The sequence below is a fragment of the Microcoleus sp. N3A4 genome, assembly GCF_036701805.1.
Classification (GTDB): domain Bacteria; phylum Cyanobacteriota; class Cyanobacteriia; order Cyanobacteriales; family Microcoleaceae; genus Microcoleus.
In genome coordinates this window covers 91,079-105,703 of sequence record NZ_JAUBRJ010000011.1, presented here as the reverse complement: position 1 = coordinate 105,703, position 14,625 = coordinate 91,079, and the positions used below count along the sequence as shown (strand labels likewise).

Below are 14,625 nucleotides of genomic sequence, written 5' to 3'. Positions count from 1 at the left end.
TACCTCAATTCCAGGTATCTGCCCGTTTGACTTCAAGCGGCTGCCTCTTTCTGGGCTTTGATTAATTGCCAGCGCAGCTCAACCAAACTCGCAACTTGCCGAGTTAAAGTTTCGGTAGCATCTATCGTTTTTTTTGTCAATTCTTTCGGCACGGAGTCCATGACACAGAGCAATCCTAGCATCGGCCCGTCCGAAGTGTCTAAATTATAATTCCTGTTGACTATGCTTTTGAATACCTCCGGCGGGCTAAATCTAAGAGCCTCGGTCGGGAGGAAGCACCTTTCATAAGTAGATGGCGATCGCTTACATAGACTTTTTTAATAAGTTTAATTGTATCTTAACAGACTTTTCTAATCGTGAGTAGCTGGCTTGCTGGTAGATTAAGATAATTGGTTTGTGCCACAATACCAGTGCCCTTTACCGGGCGGTGCGACAGACCGTGACTCAACTAAATTTAGGATATGAAGTACAAAAGATTGCCAAAATGTTAAACTTTGTAAAAATAGTTGGTCAAACTCGACGGTCAAGGGTTTCTGGGTTGGAATACACATTTTGCAACTGTTGTAATCGCCGATCGACCTCTCTGGCAATCCGTTTTTTAGAGTTTGAAGTCGAAAAAACATGGGTAAGGTTTTTACTAACGCTCCAACGGGGTGGGCAATTATTTTGCAGAGGCAACTCTCAAAAATTGACGGCGGGAATTATGTTTTCTATTTTCAATAACTATTAAATAAACAGGGAGAAGAATATGTCTGCAAGTAGCAGTCAAGTACCAACTATTTTGGCAGTTGATGATAGCGTCGTGATGCAAGGACTTGTCAAACAGGCTTTAAGCAAAGAGTTTCGAGTTCTAGTGACAGACAATGCAGTGGATGCTTTGTCAACGATTTATCACGAACAAATTTCGGTTTTGTTGCTCGATGTTTCGATGCCTGGTATTGACGGATTGGAACTTTGCCGCACGGTGCGAAGCTTGCCTCAGTTTCAGAATTTGCCGATCGTGATGCTGACAGCGCGAGATGGAGCCTTTGATAAGGTACAGGGGCGTTTGGCGGGAGCGACCGAGTATTTAACTAAGCCGTTTGATGCTGACAAGTTGCGCGAAGTAATTGGTAAGTTTATCAATCTCAAATCATAAAAGTTACCCGCGCTACATCAAAGAAACCGGGTTGATGATTTCAGGCAGACTGCTGAACAAAACTATTGCGATATAGCAACCCGGTTTCTGCTAGTTCCCAACTCAAAATTATAGCATTTTTCCATCATGCCAAATCTAAAATCTCAAATCTAAAATGGTAAGTTGTTGTGCACTTAAATTGCATATTTCGATCCCATATCAAAACTCGTCAAATCCTCTCCCCCTCTCCCCCTCTCCCCTTCTCCCCCTCTAATACCATAAACAATCTAGGTGCATAACAGCTTATTACCTGTACCTGATTCAACTGGAAACCGCTATATTTCCCCTAAACCTTAAACTTTTAATTTCGCCAACAGTAGAGGAGCGATCGCGGTGAGGGGTACAACGTGTTGGGCGGCACCGAGGGCGATCGCTTCTTTCGGCATTCCGAAAACAACGCAAGTAGCTTCATTTTGAGCAATTGTCAAACCGCCCAGTTTGGCGATCGCCAGCATACCCTCAGATCCGTCTCGACCCATTCCTGTTAGTAAAACTCCCGCTGCCGCCCGACCGTAAAAATTAGCAACTGACTTAAATGTTACCGTTACTGAGGGGCAGTGTCCCCCGCCAGGAGCAGGTTCAGTATAAATAAATCGCCCTTGGGAATCCAATTCTAAATGACGTTTTTCGGGCGGGAAATAAACAACACCAGCTTGCGGCAATTCCCCCAAACCAGCTATTTTCACCGGCAGTTTCGATTCATAACCCAGCCAATCAACTAATCCTTGCAAAAAACCTTCACTGATGTGCTGGACGCAAATTACAGGTACTGAAAAATTAGCCGGAAGCTTAGAAATAATTGCGTGCAGTGCTTGTGGCCCCCCTGTAGAAGCCCCTACAGCCAATATTTTAATAGTTGGAATTTTAACATTTTTGTGAGAAAACTTATAATTAGGAAATGGTACTTCGTTAATTTTTACAATTTGGTTATTATCTTGTGTTTGTACCATTTTTGGATGCCGTGTAAATACTTTAACTCCAGAGAGTATTTTAATTTTAGCTATTAATTGATGAGCCATGCGATCGTAATCTGATACCAACCCACCAATGGGTTTCGGAAAAACATCTAATGCGCCAGCCTTTAAAATTTGAAATACATTCTGAGTATCATCAACTTGCACTGAAGCACTAATTACTAAAATTGGTAGCGGATATTTCTTCATTACTTCTTGGGTGAATTCTAACCCGTTCATTGGTGCCATGTTCCAATCCGTACAGATTACTTGTGGCTGAAGTTTCGGGATTAATTCTAGTGCTTCTAATCCGTTGCAAGCGGTTCCTACAACTTTGATTTCGGGCGATGAATTAAAAATTCGTTTGAGGACGATTGTGACTACGGGAGAATCTTCAACTAACAATAGTTTAATGGGCGATAACATCAGTTTGTTGGGAAATTGGGAATGGAAATTGGGATTGAGGCCTCGGGCAATCGATGCACTGGGAATTGTGCAGTATGCACTGGACATTCCTAATTGGTAGTGAATAACTAATGACTAATAACTAATGACTAATGACTGATGACTAAACTAACCTTTTTAGTGTCTCTACCAGCACATCTTGATTGAACGTACCTTTAGGAATATAAGCATTAGCCCCGGCGTCAGCCCCTCTTTTTCTATCTTCATCGGATGCCAAAGATGTAACTAAAATTATCGGCAACTCACTGTATTCTTTTTGCTGACGAATCTTAACAGTCAGCGCCAAACCATCTAGATTTGGCATTTGCACGTCAGAAATCACAGCATCAAAATCGCGAGTTTTCAATTTATGGAAAGCATCCAATCCATCTACCGCTGTCACAACTTCGTAACCCGCACCTTCAAGGATGCGCTTTTCTTGAGTGCGCGTGGCGATCGAGTCTTCTGCTAAGAGTATAACTTGTTTTCTGCTGGCACTCTCAAGTTGCGATCGCGCACCAGAAACTCCACGCGACGAAACTTGCTGGCGTAAAGATTTTATCAAATCGTGGGGATTAAGTACCATACAAACTTCCCCCGTCCCGAGAATCGTTGCACCTGAAACATTTCGTACCCGTTTCAGCAATTGACTTTGAGGTTTAATCACCACATCCTGTGCCTCAATCAAAGCATCTATAAATAATCCCAATCTTTCTTCCCCAACTTTCAGAACAATACAAGACATTTTCGGAGAATTTGAATTCAGAGATTCTCCCTCTATTTTCCTGTTGAGTTCTCTCAAACTTTCCTGTGTCCACTCCCGATTTGTCGGCAGCCATTCTCTATTGTTTAATTCTAGTATATCTGCCAAATAAGCAACTGATAGTGGCTGACCGTCGGCAAGTATAGTCGCCTTACCTTCAAATGGAAAAATATCCGAATAAGCAACCATTTTTGCCGTTTCAACAAACTCAATTGGCAGCGCATAAGCAAAATTTTTGACCGCTACGATTAATACATTAGCCGTAGCCACAGACGTGCTGATTAGCAGCCGAAACTTGCATCCTTTTCCTGATACCGATTCAACTTGAATGCTGCCTTTTAGTGCTTCAACATTAGTCCGAACTACATCTAAACCCACTCCCCGGCCAGAGACTTCAGTAACAAATGTTCTGGTGGAAAAACCAGGATCGAAAATCAGCGATTGAATTTGGCTTTCTGTCATGACGGCGAGTGCTTCCGACGTGCAGATGTTGCGTTTGACAGCAGTTTGTTTAATTCGGTCGAGATTAAGTCCCTGGCCATCATCAGCAACTTCAATGATAATATTACTAGCAGTATGGTAGCCTTTAATTCGGAGAGTAGCGGCGGGAAATTTGCCGAGCTTTTCGCGTTCAGCCGCAGTCTCGATGCCGTGGTCGATCGCATTCCGAATCATGTGCATCAAAGGGTCTTTCATTTCTTCTAAAATCCTTTTATCAACTCGATTTTCCCCACCTTCAATAACTAATTCAACTTCTTTTCCTTCCCGCTTCGCCAAGTCTCTAACCGCTCGGGGAAATTGATTAAAAATAGTAGACAAAGGCAGCAGTCTGAGAGTGCGAATTCCTGAGCCTAATTCCTCCGCAATTAATTCGAGTCTGGAAGTATCTTCCTCAACTCGATTGTTCAAGCGATTTACTAGAGTTCCCAGATGTTCTAAATGTTCTTCAGTCCGCTGGTAATAATTCTGTAACTGCATGACGATCGCGTTTTGTTGAAACCCAGTTTTCTCATCTTCTATTTTCTGAGTTTCTATCTGATGAAGGGCCAACCGATTTATCAAAGCTTCTCGGCTCCAATCTTCCCACAAAGTTGTCAGCTTTTCGAGAGCAGCAAGTCGGTGTACTAGCCGAGTTTTGGTAACAGTAAGTTCCCCTGCTTGAGTCATTAAATCATCTAAATTTTGGGTAGCAACGCGAATTGTTTCGATGCGGTAAGACGAAGCAAAAGAACCGTTAACAGTGGGTTGAGAAGCCGATGCAGCAGCGGGCCCAGAAGCGGCAGGCAAGTTTTGAGCTTGCCGCAGCAATTCTTGCTCGGATTTTAGCGCCAAAAAAGAGGAATTATTATATAAATCAGTAGCGAAAGAAGTTTCACTGTTTGTTTCTGGTGGTGGCGTTTCCGAATCAGTAAATTGGGTTTTTACTAATTCTTGTTCGGGTACTTGTGAAGATTCTGGCTCTGCTGTCGGGGTGATTGGCTCGGGCTGGTTAGAAGCACCCATCATGTTAGCGAGTACGTAAAATGTATTGACGCCGGAATCTTGACCCGTGACGGCTTCGTCAACGAGTTTGCGAATGGCGTCTAAACCTTGCGAAAGTCGATCGCTAATATCTGAATTCAGTTGAGTTTCTCCCCGCTTGACACATCCCAAAATATGCTCAATTTGATGAGCTAAAGATGCTACATTTTTTACTGCCAGCATCCCAGCATCGCCTTTAAGAGAATGGGTTTCCCGCAGCAATTCTTCTAACTTAGCTGAGTCCCCCGGGTGTTGTTCCAAGTACAGCAATCCATCGTCTAGTTTCTGCAAGTGTTCTTGACTAGCGATTTTAAATACATCTCGGAGTTCTTCATCTTCAATCATATATATCTTTGGGTAATAAGTAATCGGTAACTGGTAATCGGTAATCGCTAATTGGTAATCGCTAATTCTTCCTTCTATCCATTAAATCCGTTACATCCGTTAAATTCCGTACACCCCTCGTTGCGTAACTTCCCTCTTCCCTCAATATCCATTAAATCCATTAAATCAGTTAAATCCCGTACACCCCTCGTTGCCGAACTTCCTTCTTACACTACTGATTTGAGATTTAATGCAGCTTCGTTAAGTTTTTGAGTGCCGATTTTGACTTGAGTAATGCCGCTGACTGTTTGAAATGCGGCTTTGTTGATAGAATTCATGGCCTCACCTACTTGCTGAATAGCCATCGCCTGCTGTTGAATATTAAAATAAATTTGTTGGTTGCTAGCAAACACGAGATTGCAAGCTTCCCTAACACCCGTAAAAGCTTCTGCCGTATCTCGTGCTGTTTTCACCCCTGCTACTGCGGTTTTTTGTCCCTTTTCTGTTGCTTTCACAGTCGAGTCGATCGCACGTTTAATTTCTGGAATAATACCATTAATCTTTTGCGCCGCTTCTTGGCTTTCATCTGCTAATTTGCGAATTTCGCTTGCTACCACCGCCAAACCTTTGCCGTACTCACCAGCTCTGACTGCTTCGACTGTGGCGTTGAGAGCCAGGATATTCGTCTGGCTGGCTAAATCACTAACCAAACTTGCTAAAGTCGAGATATTTCCAATCTGACTTGTACTGTCATAAAGTCGCTGATTTTGCTGAGAAATTGCCACCACAGCTTCTCTCAAACCCAGCATTTGATTAAGAGTTTGCTCAACCATTTGAGTGCCTTCATCCGCGAGATTTAAAGCTTGGCGAGCTGCGGCGGCAACAGCCTCAGCTTGCTCGGCTGTTTGCTGAGAAGATATCCCCAAATTTTCTAAAGTTGCAGTTGTTTCATTAACTGAGACAAATTGCTGGCCGACTATTTGCTCTTGCTCGTTCATATTAGATACTATTTGCAGTGAAAGTGAAGATATTTGGGAGACTAATCTCTGAATTAGCTTTGCCATTTTTTCCAGCAGGAACAATCCTAATGCCAGGACAATTCCGAGGGACAATACAGCAATAATTGCCGCTATTTTTTGTAACCTAACAATAGAAGCAAAAAGCAAACTTTTCGGTGCTTGATTCACAATAACCATAAATTTTTTGTTATTTTGTTTTGTCGGGAAAACTGTATTATAACTAATAACTCGGTCGCTGAGGTCGATATTGCCTTGACCACCGGAAAGAATTTTAGTAACTAGGTGTACTGAATAATCTTTGTTGAGATTTTCATCTGTTTTTTTGTCAGAACCCCATGCTTTTGAAGAATTAGGATGATAGATATAGTTACCATCTTGATTTACCATAAAAGCTTCGTCTGAATTTCCATTATTTATCTCTTTAACTATATCGATTAGACTATTCCCCAAGCAATTAGCAATCAAAATGCCTTTTCTTTCTCCTTTGGTATCAAAAATTGGAGTAGCGTGGCGAATTGTTGGCTTGTAAGGAATTTCTATTTTACCGTTTTCCTGATTTAGATTTAATGAAGACACATAGACTTCTCCTGGTTTTAGCTTCATAGTTGCCATAAAGTAATCTCTGTCTGATTTATTTTGTAGTTGAAAATCTGGAATAAATTTGATATTTGTGCCGTCAGAATCGAGGCGCACGATCTCCTTACCTTTATTATCTATGTAACGCAATTGCATATAATATGGCTTGGCTTCCATCATGGATGAAAATGTGAGTTGCATTAGCTCAACCCAATCTTGATAAGTTGAATTAGTTTGTGTGTCTACTCCCTTTCCTTCTAGAGCTCTAATCATTCCCTGAACAGGGGGAGTATTGCGGAGAAACAAAATATCTGCTCTGAGATTTTCCAACTTGTTAATCATTTGATTGGCGCTGGAATTAACAGTTCCATTGAGACTTATTAATGATAAATTTTGCAGTGCTGCTGTGGAAGAATAAATTCCATACCAACCAACAAGAAATACTGGAATCAAGGTACTTAAAATTAGGAGCAGCAGCATTCGGTGCTGCATTTTATTGAAAAATTTGTTAATCATTGGTTACTGGGAATTGGGAGTTTGGACTGGAAATTGGGAATTAAGAATTGGTAGTAAATAACAAATCACAACACTGCTAATTAGAGATTTTTGGCTGCTTAGTTAAGCTGTTCTATGCCTAATTTGATTTGAGAAATGCCGGTGGCATTTTCTTGAGCGACTAGGTTGAGAGAGTTGACTGGCTCAACTACATCATGAATCGCGATCGCCAAAACAATGACTTTAATTATTCAAAACATTTTTTTTATTTTAAAATTATAACTGCTCGCTCATACCATTTTAGATTTAGATTTTATAAGTGAATAATTGCGAATGACTAATGAGTATTGGGGTTGGGATCTTGCCTGCCGTTGCATGATTTTTTGAAACTATCATAACCGATCGCTATTCTAAACAACTGCTTTTAAATCTAAAGCAGCTTCATTCAATTTTTGAGTGCCGACTTTAGTTTGAGTGATACCGCAAGCCGTTTGTGCCGCTGCTTGGTTGAGAGAGTTCATGACTTCCACCACTTGTTCGATCGCGATCGCTTGCTGTTTGGCATTCAGCGAAATTTGCTGAGAACTCAAAACCACGTTGTTAATTGCATTAGCCACTCCGGCAAATGCCGCAGCGGTTTCTGATGCAATATTCACCCCAGCTTCCACAGTTTTAGTTCCTTCGTCTGTCACCATTACCGTTAAATTAATCGCTTGCTGAATATCAGCAACTAACAGATTAATTTGCGAGGCAGATTTTTTACTGCGATCGGCAAGTTTGCGAATTTCTGATGCCACAACGCCGAACCCCTTGCCGTGTTCGCCCGCACGCACTGCTTCCACCGCAGCATTTAGCGCTAACATATTAGTTTGATTTGCCAAGTCGCTAACTACAGTTGAGATATTGCCAATGCGATCGGTTTGCTCGCTCAACTGCATAATTTGCCCTTGCATATCCTGCACTTTAGTTTTCAGCGTTGCCATTGCTTCTAAAGTTTGTTCGACAGCTTTTGTACCTGCGCCAGCTAAAGTTAAAGCTTGCATTGCTTGAGATGCGGCAGTTTCTATCTGCTGTGAAGTTGCCCTAGAAGATGCGCCCAATTGGTCCATTGTCGTAGTAGTTTGATTGACTGAAGCTGCTTGCTGGCTTGCCATGCGTTCCTGTTCTTCAACTGTGGCTGCAATCTCAGTGGAAGAAGTTGCGATCGAACTAATTGCGCGATCGATAGTTCCAACAATTCCTGACGAAATCAGCCAAGCTATGCCCGCACCAAACAGCACTAACAGCACCGAACCAACCAGCAGCGTCGATAGCAAAAAGCTTAAAGCTTCCTGCGTTATTTTTGTTTTTTGTTTAACCATACTTAATTCTGTTTCCCGAAATTCCCGGTTCACTTTCAAAAAGTCATTGAGAACATTTGTGTACTTGCCTGCATTAAATACAGCGATGGCTTTCGCTCTCTGATTTTGCTGCAATAAGCGAACCAACTCTTCGTTAGAACCATCATAATATTGCTTGACTAGCTCTCGCATCCTTTGCAAACGGATTCTCTGTTCGGGATCTTTAACGATCTTCTCTAGATTATTCCCTGACTGGCGAGCTAACTCTGCACCTGCTTTAAAATCCGTTAAAAACTCCTGATTTTTATTATTAATTAACATATCGCGCGACCCCCTGCTCATTTGCTCCACACCTAGGGATATATTCATTGTTTCTCCGACTACTTGCTCTACCCTTTCCGTTTCTTGGAAAGTTTTAAAAACCTGATTTGTAGTAGAGATAACTACTGCGGGGAACCCTAAGTATATAGCTGCTGGCGCTAGATATCCGAGCAGCATCTTGTTTCTAATGTTTAAATTTTTTATTTTAGCAAACATCTTTTTTCCTGAATTTAAGATAGCAATTCTCTTAGTAATGTTGTGACGCTGCGATAGTGGTTCGGAGTCCCGCGTTGGCAACTGAAATGAGCCGGCTACTTCTGGGAGCAATGCCGTGCAGTGACTGTAGAAAATAGTATCATAGCAAATTATGTTCTATTACCCTCTTTTCTTCAGCTTCGGGCTGCACGGACATCGTTTGTGCAGGCGCGACCCCGATTCGCCGGTAAAATCATGTCCGTCTCAATACTTGTCGGCAGCGCTGGAGTTGCAACAGCAGAGAAAAGCAGTCTCAGACAACAGCGATTATTGCTTCACTTCACTGCATTGCGTTTCGCTACGCGATATGAAACGCAATGACCTATTGTCAGTAATTTGTCGGATCTGATATAAAATATCGTTTGAAACTGATATTTTGCACCATTTTGAGCAAGGCCTAAAATGATCTAACATTGGTGCTATGGGCGTAAGTTTAAAAGCGGATTTAGTACAACATTTTTTTTCAAACCTCCTCATCAACAACAACTCCCCCTTTTGTCAGCAGTTTCTGCAAGTTGAGAACAGCGATAATTTTTTCTTCGTAAAAAGTGGTAGCCTGCAAATATTCGCGGTTTGCCGAATTTAGTGCAGCAGGAATAGTCGCAAGCTCTGTCACATTTAAATATATAATATTTAAGATTTCGTCAACAACTATACCAACGACCAAATCTTCAATTTCAACAACGATCGCCTTCGATAGAGATTTTGTATCCGCAGACATATTTAAAACATTCCGAATATCCACTAGCGTCAGAATCTCGCCGCGCAAATTCATATTTCCAATAATGCGATCGGGAGTGCAAGGAACCGGAGTTACTTGGCGAATGTCAGTAAATTCGCGCACTACCTCTAGATTAATACCAAAGTATTCGCCGTTCAAAACAACCACTGCCAGCGACATATTAATTGCCGCAGAATTTTCGCGATCGCCCAATAGCCTCAAATTGTCAGCTCGCTCTCGAAAAATTGCCTTTTCTTCCGGCGCAGCATTCGGACAAAAAAGCTGAGGCTGGCTCAAAACTTTAGCATCTTCCGCTAACAATTTTGGCTCTATTTCTAACTGAAAATTTTTGCCCTCTACCTTGTCGGATGCCGCCAAAGAGCCTGCACCGCTTGCAGAAACTGGCATTTCTGCCTCTGTTTTGTGGGGAGAATATCGAATTAAACTATCGAGATTGAGCAGCATGATAATATCGGCCCCGCAGCGGGCAAATCCAGCTAAAAAATCATGGGACGCCTCTGCCTTGTCTCGCGCGTAAGATAGCTGCGGAGTTATCGCCTCTTCGGGGATATGCTTAACTTCGCTAACTTCATTGACAATGATGGCAACTCGAAATTCTTGCCATTCTATGACGATCGCGCTATCTGTCAAACAATATTCTTGCCAGAGATATCCGAAACGGAGATTCAGATCCATCACGGGCAGAATTTCGCCCCTGAGATCGATCGCCCCGACAATAGCTTGAGGCGCTTGGGCGATGGGTGTGAGCTCCGGCAGAAAGAAAATTTCCCGAACGCAGCCGACTGCTACACCCCAGAGCAAACCGTTCTGTTTAAATATAAGATACGGCTTAGTTTCCATATTTACCCTGACATTTTATTTACTAGGACTTGCGAAAAAAAAAACTGGTTTCTACGATCGTATTTGGTTGGGCAGCGGGGCACCTACAAAGAAACCGGATTTTTAGCTTCTACTGGCGCGTCAGTTTGCTTGGCTGTACAATTGTAACAATTTTTTTTGAACATCCATCAATACTTGACTCGCTGTCATTTTTCCCTCCTGCTCGATCCGAGTATTGGGCGGTAGTTTTGTGAGAAGATCGCAAGATGAGTTGTACATTTTAATAGCTATATTTAGCTTACCTTCTTTATTGTATATATTCGCTAGTTCTAGATAAGCTGAAACAAAATACGGGCAAAGATAAATAATTTTTTTAAGTAAAATTTTAGCTGTTTCCAAGTCGCCCTGTTCTTCAGCAATGTGAGCTTGCAAATAATAAGGCAATACTGACATAGCATCTGCTTTGCTAGCTCGCTTGCAGTGTTCGATCGCCTGAGAATACTTACCTAAATTTGCATAAATTTGCGCCAACAAATAATCGGCATCAAAAGTCTGAGATTGCATGGATAGCGCCTGTTTAGCCTTGTTAATCGCCTCAGTATAATCTTTATTTTTCAAGCACTTTTCGGTTTCTAAAATTAGCATTAAATAAGTTTTTTCCTGTTTTTTTACAGTAGAATGTGAAAATGACTCATCGTTACCCGCCAAATCTCTCTCCACATAGCGAGTTCCCAGCATCTTTACCAATCCAGTATCTGCTGTTAACAGCGACCCGATATCCGCAAAATTGCCGTTAGCCAAACTAGCTAGCACAGTTCGCCTCGGTAGCAACTGACGGCTGTCGCCGTCAAATTCCCCTGCCTTTTCCGATTCCCCAAACGCCGATTTTGCCTTGGATGCTGGTGCAAGCGAAGACTTTATTTTACCGGCTTCCTCCCCTAAGAAATTCTTGGCTTGATAAACAACCGACTCCCGGAAAACCTTTGGTTGAAAATCGTCCATCACGTGATTGTGAACTTCAGCGTGACCAGTCATTAAATATCCTCCCGGTCTCAGCGTCTTAGCAAACTTTTTCAATACCTGTGAAATATACTGAGCTTCAAAATAAACAAAAACATTTCTGCACAGTATCAAATCCATGTTATTAATATCTGTGTAAATATTAGGGAAATCATCGGCAACTAAATTTACACAGCTAAAGCTGACTAATTGGCGCAAATTCCGGTCGATTTTCCACTCTGTTTTCCACTTGTCGAAATAGCGCATTTGCAGTTCCGAATCGACCAAGCGAAACGACCAAGAGCTGTAAATTCCTCGCTGCGCTTTTTCTATTACTTCTTCATTGATATCAGTACCTAAAACTAAAATTTTCCATTTTTCCCAATCAGGAATTAGCTGTTTTAAAATCATAACTAAAGAATAAGGTTCTTCACCCGTCGAGCAGCCGGCACTCCAGATTCGCAATGTTGGCTGAATTCCCCATGTCTCGTGCATTTTTATTTGGTGAGCGATCAATTCGGGAAAAATAACTTTTTCCAGGAGCGAAAACTGTCCTTTGTCCCGCATGAAATAACTTTCGTTGGTTGTCAGCACCAACGCGAGTTCGCGCCATTCGCTTTGACTTTCCAAACTGGGAGTGGCTAACATTTGATAATAGTTGTCGGGAAAGGCTATTTTTACAGCTATCATCCGAGTCAAAAGTTTTTGACAGAAAGCCGATCGATCTTGCGGGCGAATTTGTAAACCCGTGTGAGCCGCAATTAATTCAATAAATAGCTGAATTTGTGCATCATTCATATCAACTATGGTAAATCTTTAGGTATAAGGTGTTATTATGGGGGGTTAGTAATGGGGAATTGGCTACGCATTTGAGCCGATCGCAATCACAACAAAAATATATAGCAATCCTAAATGATTTGCTTGCATTATACGCGAGCTTTCTGGCTCGCACTGCAAGGATTCTGGTCTCGCTCGAATTTGCGACTGATGCGAGGATTGCTATACCAACGGAAATAATATCATGTCCGGTCGATCGACTACAAAATTGGGGTCGGGGCGAGTTTACGCCCTCGCTGCTGCCGATCTTACAGATGCAGGTGTGAACTCGCCGCTTCTAAATGTGTGGACAAAGCTACCCAAAACTAGATAATTTGTCCATACCTCACTCCACGGTGTAAGTGAAAGCATTCTTTTAAGCGTGCTTACGCTTCCTCGGTTTCAAGGTTGGCTAGGAAACTCCAGTTAGAAACGGTAAAGTAATCGTGTCTGCGATTAACCTTGCCGGAACGCTCGATCAGTTTATTTAGTTGGTTCCACATTGACCATACGTGCTTTTCCGAGTTCACCTCGAAATAGGCGGTTATGGTCGATGGCAGTCTTTCACTCAGCCGCATTCCACGTCGGGCGATAACCAGTGCAGCCGCTTCATCACTGGCGAGTCCGTACATTTTCATGTACTTCACCAGCCCAATCATTGAACTGTAGGCAGGATTGACCGTAATTAGCTCGATTCCACGGTTTGACAGGACTGAGTTCAGTTGCCTGAAAAACTCACTGTATGCCCAAGAAGACAGCATTCTGGCATACTTTTTACCTTGTTCGCCTAAACGCTCTTTCTTGTCTGCAAAATCCAATTCTTCGCACACGATAGGGCAGGCAAAGCAAATTGCAAGATTAGCCGCATACAGACAAGCATCAACAATTTGAGCCTGTTGTTTACCTGATGGCAGTCCCATTTCTAGCGGGATTTGACCGTGAGCTTTCAGGTTCCCTTCGGTGTCCGCATAGCTCCAACCAATCGAACCAGGATTCATATCAATCCCGATGCACCCATAGGCACGATCCTTTGATTGGTGCTTCACCTCGGAAGGCGCAAACTGTACCGCAGCATTCCACTTCCCGTTTTTCTTGAACAGATGCCAAGTCTTAGCGCCTGTCGCGGGCAATCGGTTGATGTTGCGATCGAAGTTACCAATCTCTGAAGAAACGGACTTCCCAAATCGAGACTCCAGGCAAGCAGGAACGCGAAACTTAATGATTTTGCCGTCCCATTGTGCAATCTGATTCCCAAAGCTTTCATCCTTAGATCCGACAATAAAAACTTGTCCGTGAGGAACAGACACCCTGATAGGCTCACGTTTCAAGAATTCAATCTTGTTTTTAATCGAGTGCAACTTACGCTTTTTCCCATGAATTTGAAACTTCAAATTCTGCCAGTTCGTATCTTGGTATTTCAAAGAACATGACAAAGGAAAATTGCACCCTGCTTTTGAGTTCTGCCAATTCTTTTTTGCGTAGAACCTTCGAGCAAGCTTCAGTTTGCGTTCTGCTTTCTCGATCCAAGCTTCGATTGATTTTGCCTTCCCGAACAACGTTTTGATATGTAAAGTGCGATGTTCTTTTGAGCCATCTACCTTACCTTTTGCATGAGCAATCACACCATTTGCATGACGCTTGCTGATTTGGTAGGTCTTCTGCAAATGGGTGTTCCACGTCGATTTGTTGAATTCAGTGCCAGATAACAGATAGTTGACGGTTTCAATTGCGGCATCTCGAAAGATAGGTGCAAATGCTTCTAGGAACATCTCAAACTCACTGAATCCAAGTGCGTTTAGCTCATTCGCTGGTGTTGGAAGACCTTTGACGTAGGTTACCGAAGGCATTGATTCGACCTCTGGATAGAACTCCAATTTGCTTTAACGTCAGAACCGGAGTGCGAGAAAAACTAAAAACTATCCCAGACTGGAAGGAACGGCAAGCGAGAATATGTCGATCGGTTGATAGATGGACAAACGGGAAGTGATGGGTAGCTTTGTCTAGAAATTAGCTAACAGTTTCTCGCCCCGACAAGAATTATCGTTAATTTAGCCGATACGA

Annotated in this window: 9 protein-coding genes; 1 reads left to right on the top strand and 8 read right to left on the bottom strand. The window is 42.4% G+C overall.

Features of this window, described 5'->3' with window-relative positions:
* Positions 1-32: 32 nt before the first annotated feature.
* Entirely contained in the window at positions 33-182 is a 150-nt protein-coding gene (locus QUA56_RS09160; protein ID WP_333356119.1) for a hypothetical protein, read from the bottom strand.
* Between the two features lie 566 nt (positions 183-748).
* Between QUA56_RS09160 and QUA56_RS09155 the strand changes: the two genes are divergently transcribed.
* A complete protein-coding gene (locus QUA56_RS09155) occupies positions 749-1,138 on the top strand; it encodes a response regulator (RefSeq protein WP_332948257.1) in 390 nt (129 codons plus the stop codon).
* Positions 1,139-1,470: 332 nt separating this feature from the next.
* On the opposite strand, the gene cheB is transcribed toward QUA56_RS09155, so the two are convergent.
* The 7 genes from cheB to QUA56_RS09120 all read right to left on the bottom strand — a co-directional run bounded on the left by cheB (position 1,471) and on the right by QUA56_RS09120 (position 14,411).
* Positions 1,471-2,556 carry a chemotaxis-specific protein-glutamate methyltransferase CheB gene (gene cheB, locus QUA56_RS09150; protein ID WP_333356116.1) on the bottom strand — a complete coding sequence of 362 codons (1,086 nt, stop codon included), beginning with the start codon at positions 2,554-2,556 and terminating at the stop codon, positions 1,471-1,473.
* A gap of 142 nt (positions 2,557-2,698) precedes the next feature.
* On the bottom strand, positions 2,699-5,203 hold the full coding sequence (locus QUA56_RS09145; protein ID WP_333356113.1) for a hybrid sensor histidine kinase/response regulator: 2,505 nt from the start codon (positions 5,201-5,203) through the stop codon (positions 2,699-2,701).
* A gap of 206 nt (positions 5,204-5,409) precedes the next feature.
* Positions 5,410-7,293, bottom strand: coding sequence for a methyl-accepting chemotaxis protein (locus QUA56_RS09140; protein WP_333356110.1), 1,884 nt, complete (start codon positions 7,291-7,293; stop codon positions 5,410-5,412).
* A gap of 389 nt (positions 7,294-7,682) precedes the next feature.
* Complete coding sequence (locus tag QUA56_RS09135) at positions 7,683-9,149, bottom strand: methyl-accepting chemotaxis protein (protein ID WP_333356107.1); 1,467 nt, start codon at positions 9,147-9,149, stop codon at positions 7,683-7,685.
* A 502-nt stretch (positions 9,150-9,651) separates the two neighbouring features.
* Positions 9,652-10,770, bottom strand: a complete 1,119-nt coding sequence (locus QUA56_RS09130) for a chemotaxis protein CheW (protein ID WP_333356104.1) — start codon at positions 10,768-10,770, stop codon at positions 9,652-9,654.
* Between the two features lie 120 nt (positions 10,771-10,890).
* Positions 10,891-12,546: a CheR family methyltransferase gene (locus QUA56_RS09125; protein ID WP_333356101.1), complete on the bottom strand. Its 1,656-nt coding sequence runs from the start codon at positions 12,544-12,546 to the stop codon at positions 10,891-10,893.
* Positions 12,547-12,950: 404 nt separating this feature from the next.
* Positions 12,951-14,411, bottom strand: coding sequence for a hypothetical protein (locus tag QUA56_RS09120; RefSeq protein ID WP_333356098.1), 1,461 nt, complete (start codon positions 14,409-14,411; stop codon positions 12,951-12,953).
* Between the last annotated feature and the right edge of the window lie 214 nt (positions 14,412-14,625).

What these genes read in the sequence shown, in the direction of transcription:
- QUA56_RS09125 (WP_333356101.1), bottom strand. Translation starts at nt 12,546, where the DNA reads ATGAATGATGCACAAATTCAGCTATTTATTGAATTAATTGCGGCTCAC.
- QUA56_RS09160 (WP_333356119.1), bottom strand. Translation starts at nt 182, where the DNA reads ATGCTAGGATTGCTCTGTGTCATGGACTCCGTGCCGAAAGAATTGACA.
- QUA56_RS09145 (WP_333356113.1), bottom strand. Translation starts at nt 5,203, where the DNA reads ATGATTGAAGATGAAGAACTCCGAGATGTATTTAAAATCGCTAGTCAA.
- QUA56_RS09135 (WP_333356107.1), bottom strand. Translation starts at nt 9,149, where the DNA reads ATGTTTGCTAAAATAAAAAATTTAAACATTAGAAACAAGATGCTGCTC.
- cheB (WP_333356116.1), bottom strand. Translation starts at nt 2,556, where the DNA reads ATGTTATCGCCCATTAAACTATTGTTAGTTGAAGATTCTCCCGTAGTC.
- QUA56_RS09140 (WP_333356110.1), bottom strand. Translation starts at nt 7,293, where the DNA reads ATGATTAACAAATTTTTCAATAAAATGCAGCACCGAATGCTGCTGCTC.
- QUA56_RS09120 (WP_333356098.1), bottom strand. Translation starts at nt 14,411, where the DNA reads ATGCCTTCGGTAACCTACGTCAAAGGTCTTCCAACACCAGCGAATGAG.
- QUA56_RS09130 (WP_333356104.1), bottom strand. Translation starts at nt 10,770, where the DNA reads ATGGAAACTAAGCCGTATCTTATATTTAAACAGAACGGTTTGCTCTGG.
- QUA56_RS09155 (WP_332948257.1), top strand. Translation starts at nt 749, where the DNA reads ATGTCTGCAAGTAGCAGTCAAGTACCAACTATTTTGGCAGTTGATGAT.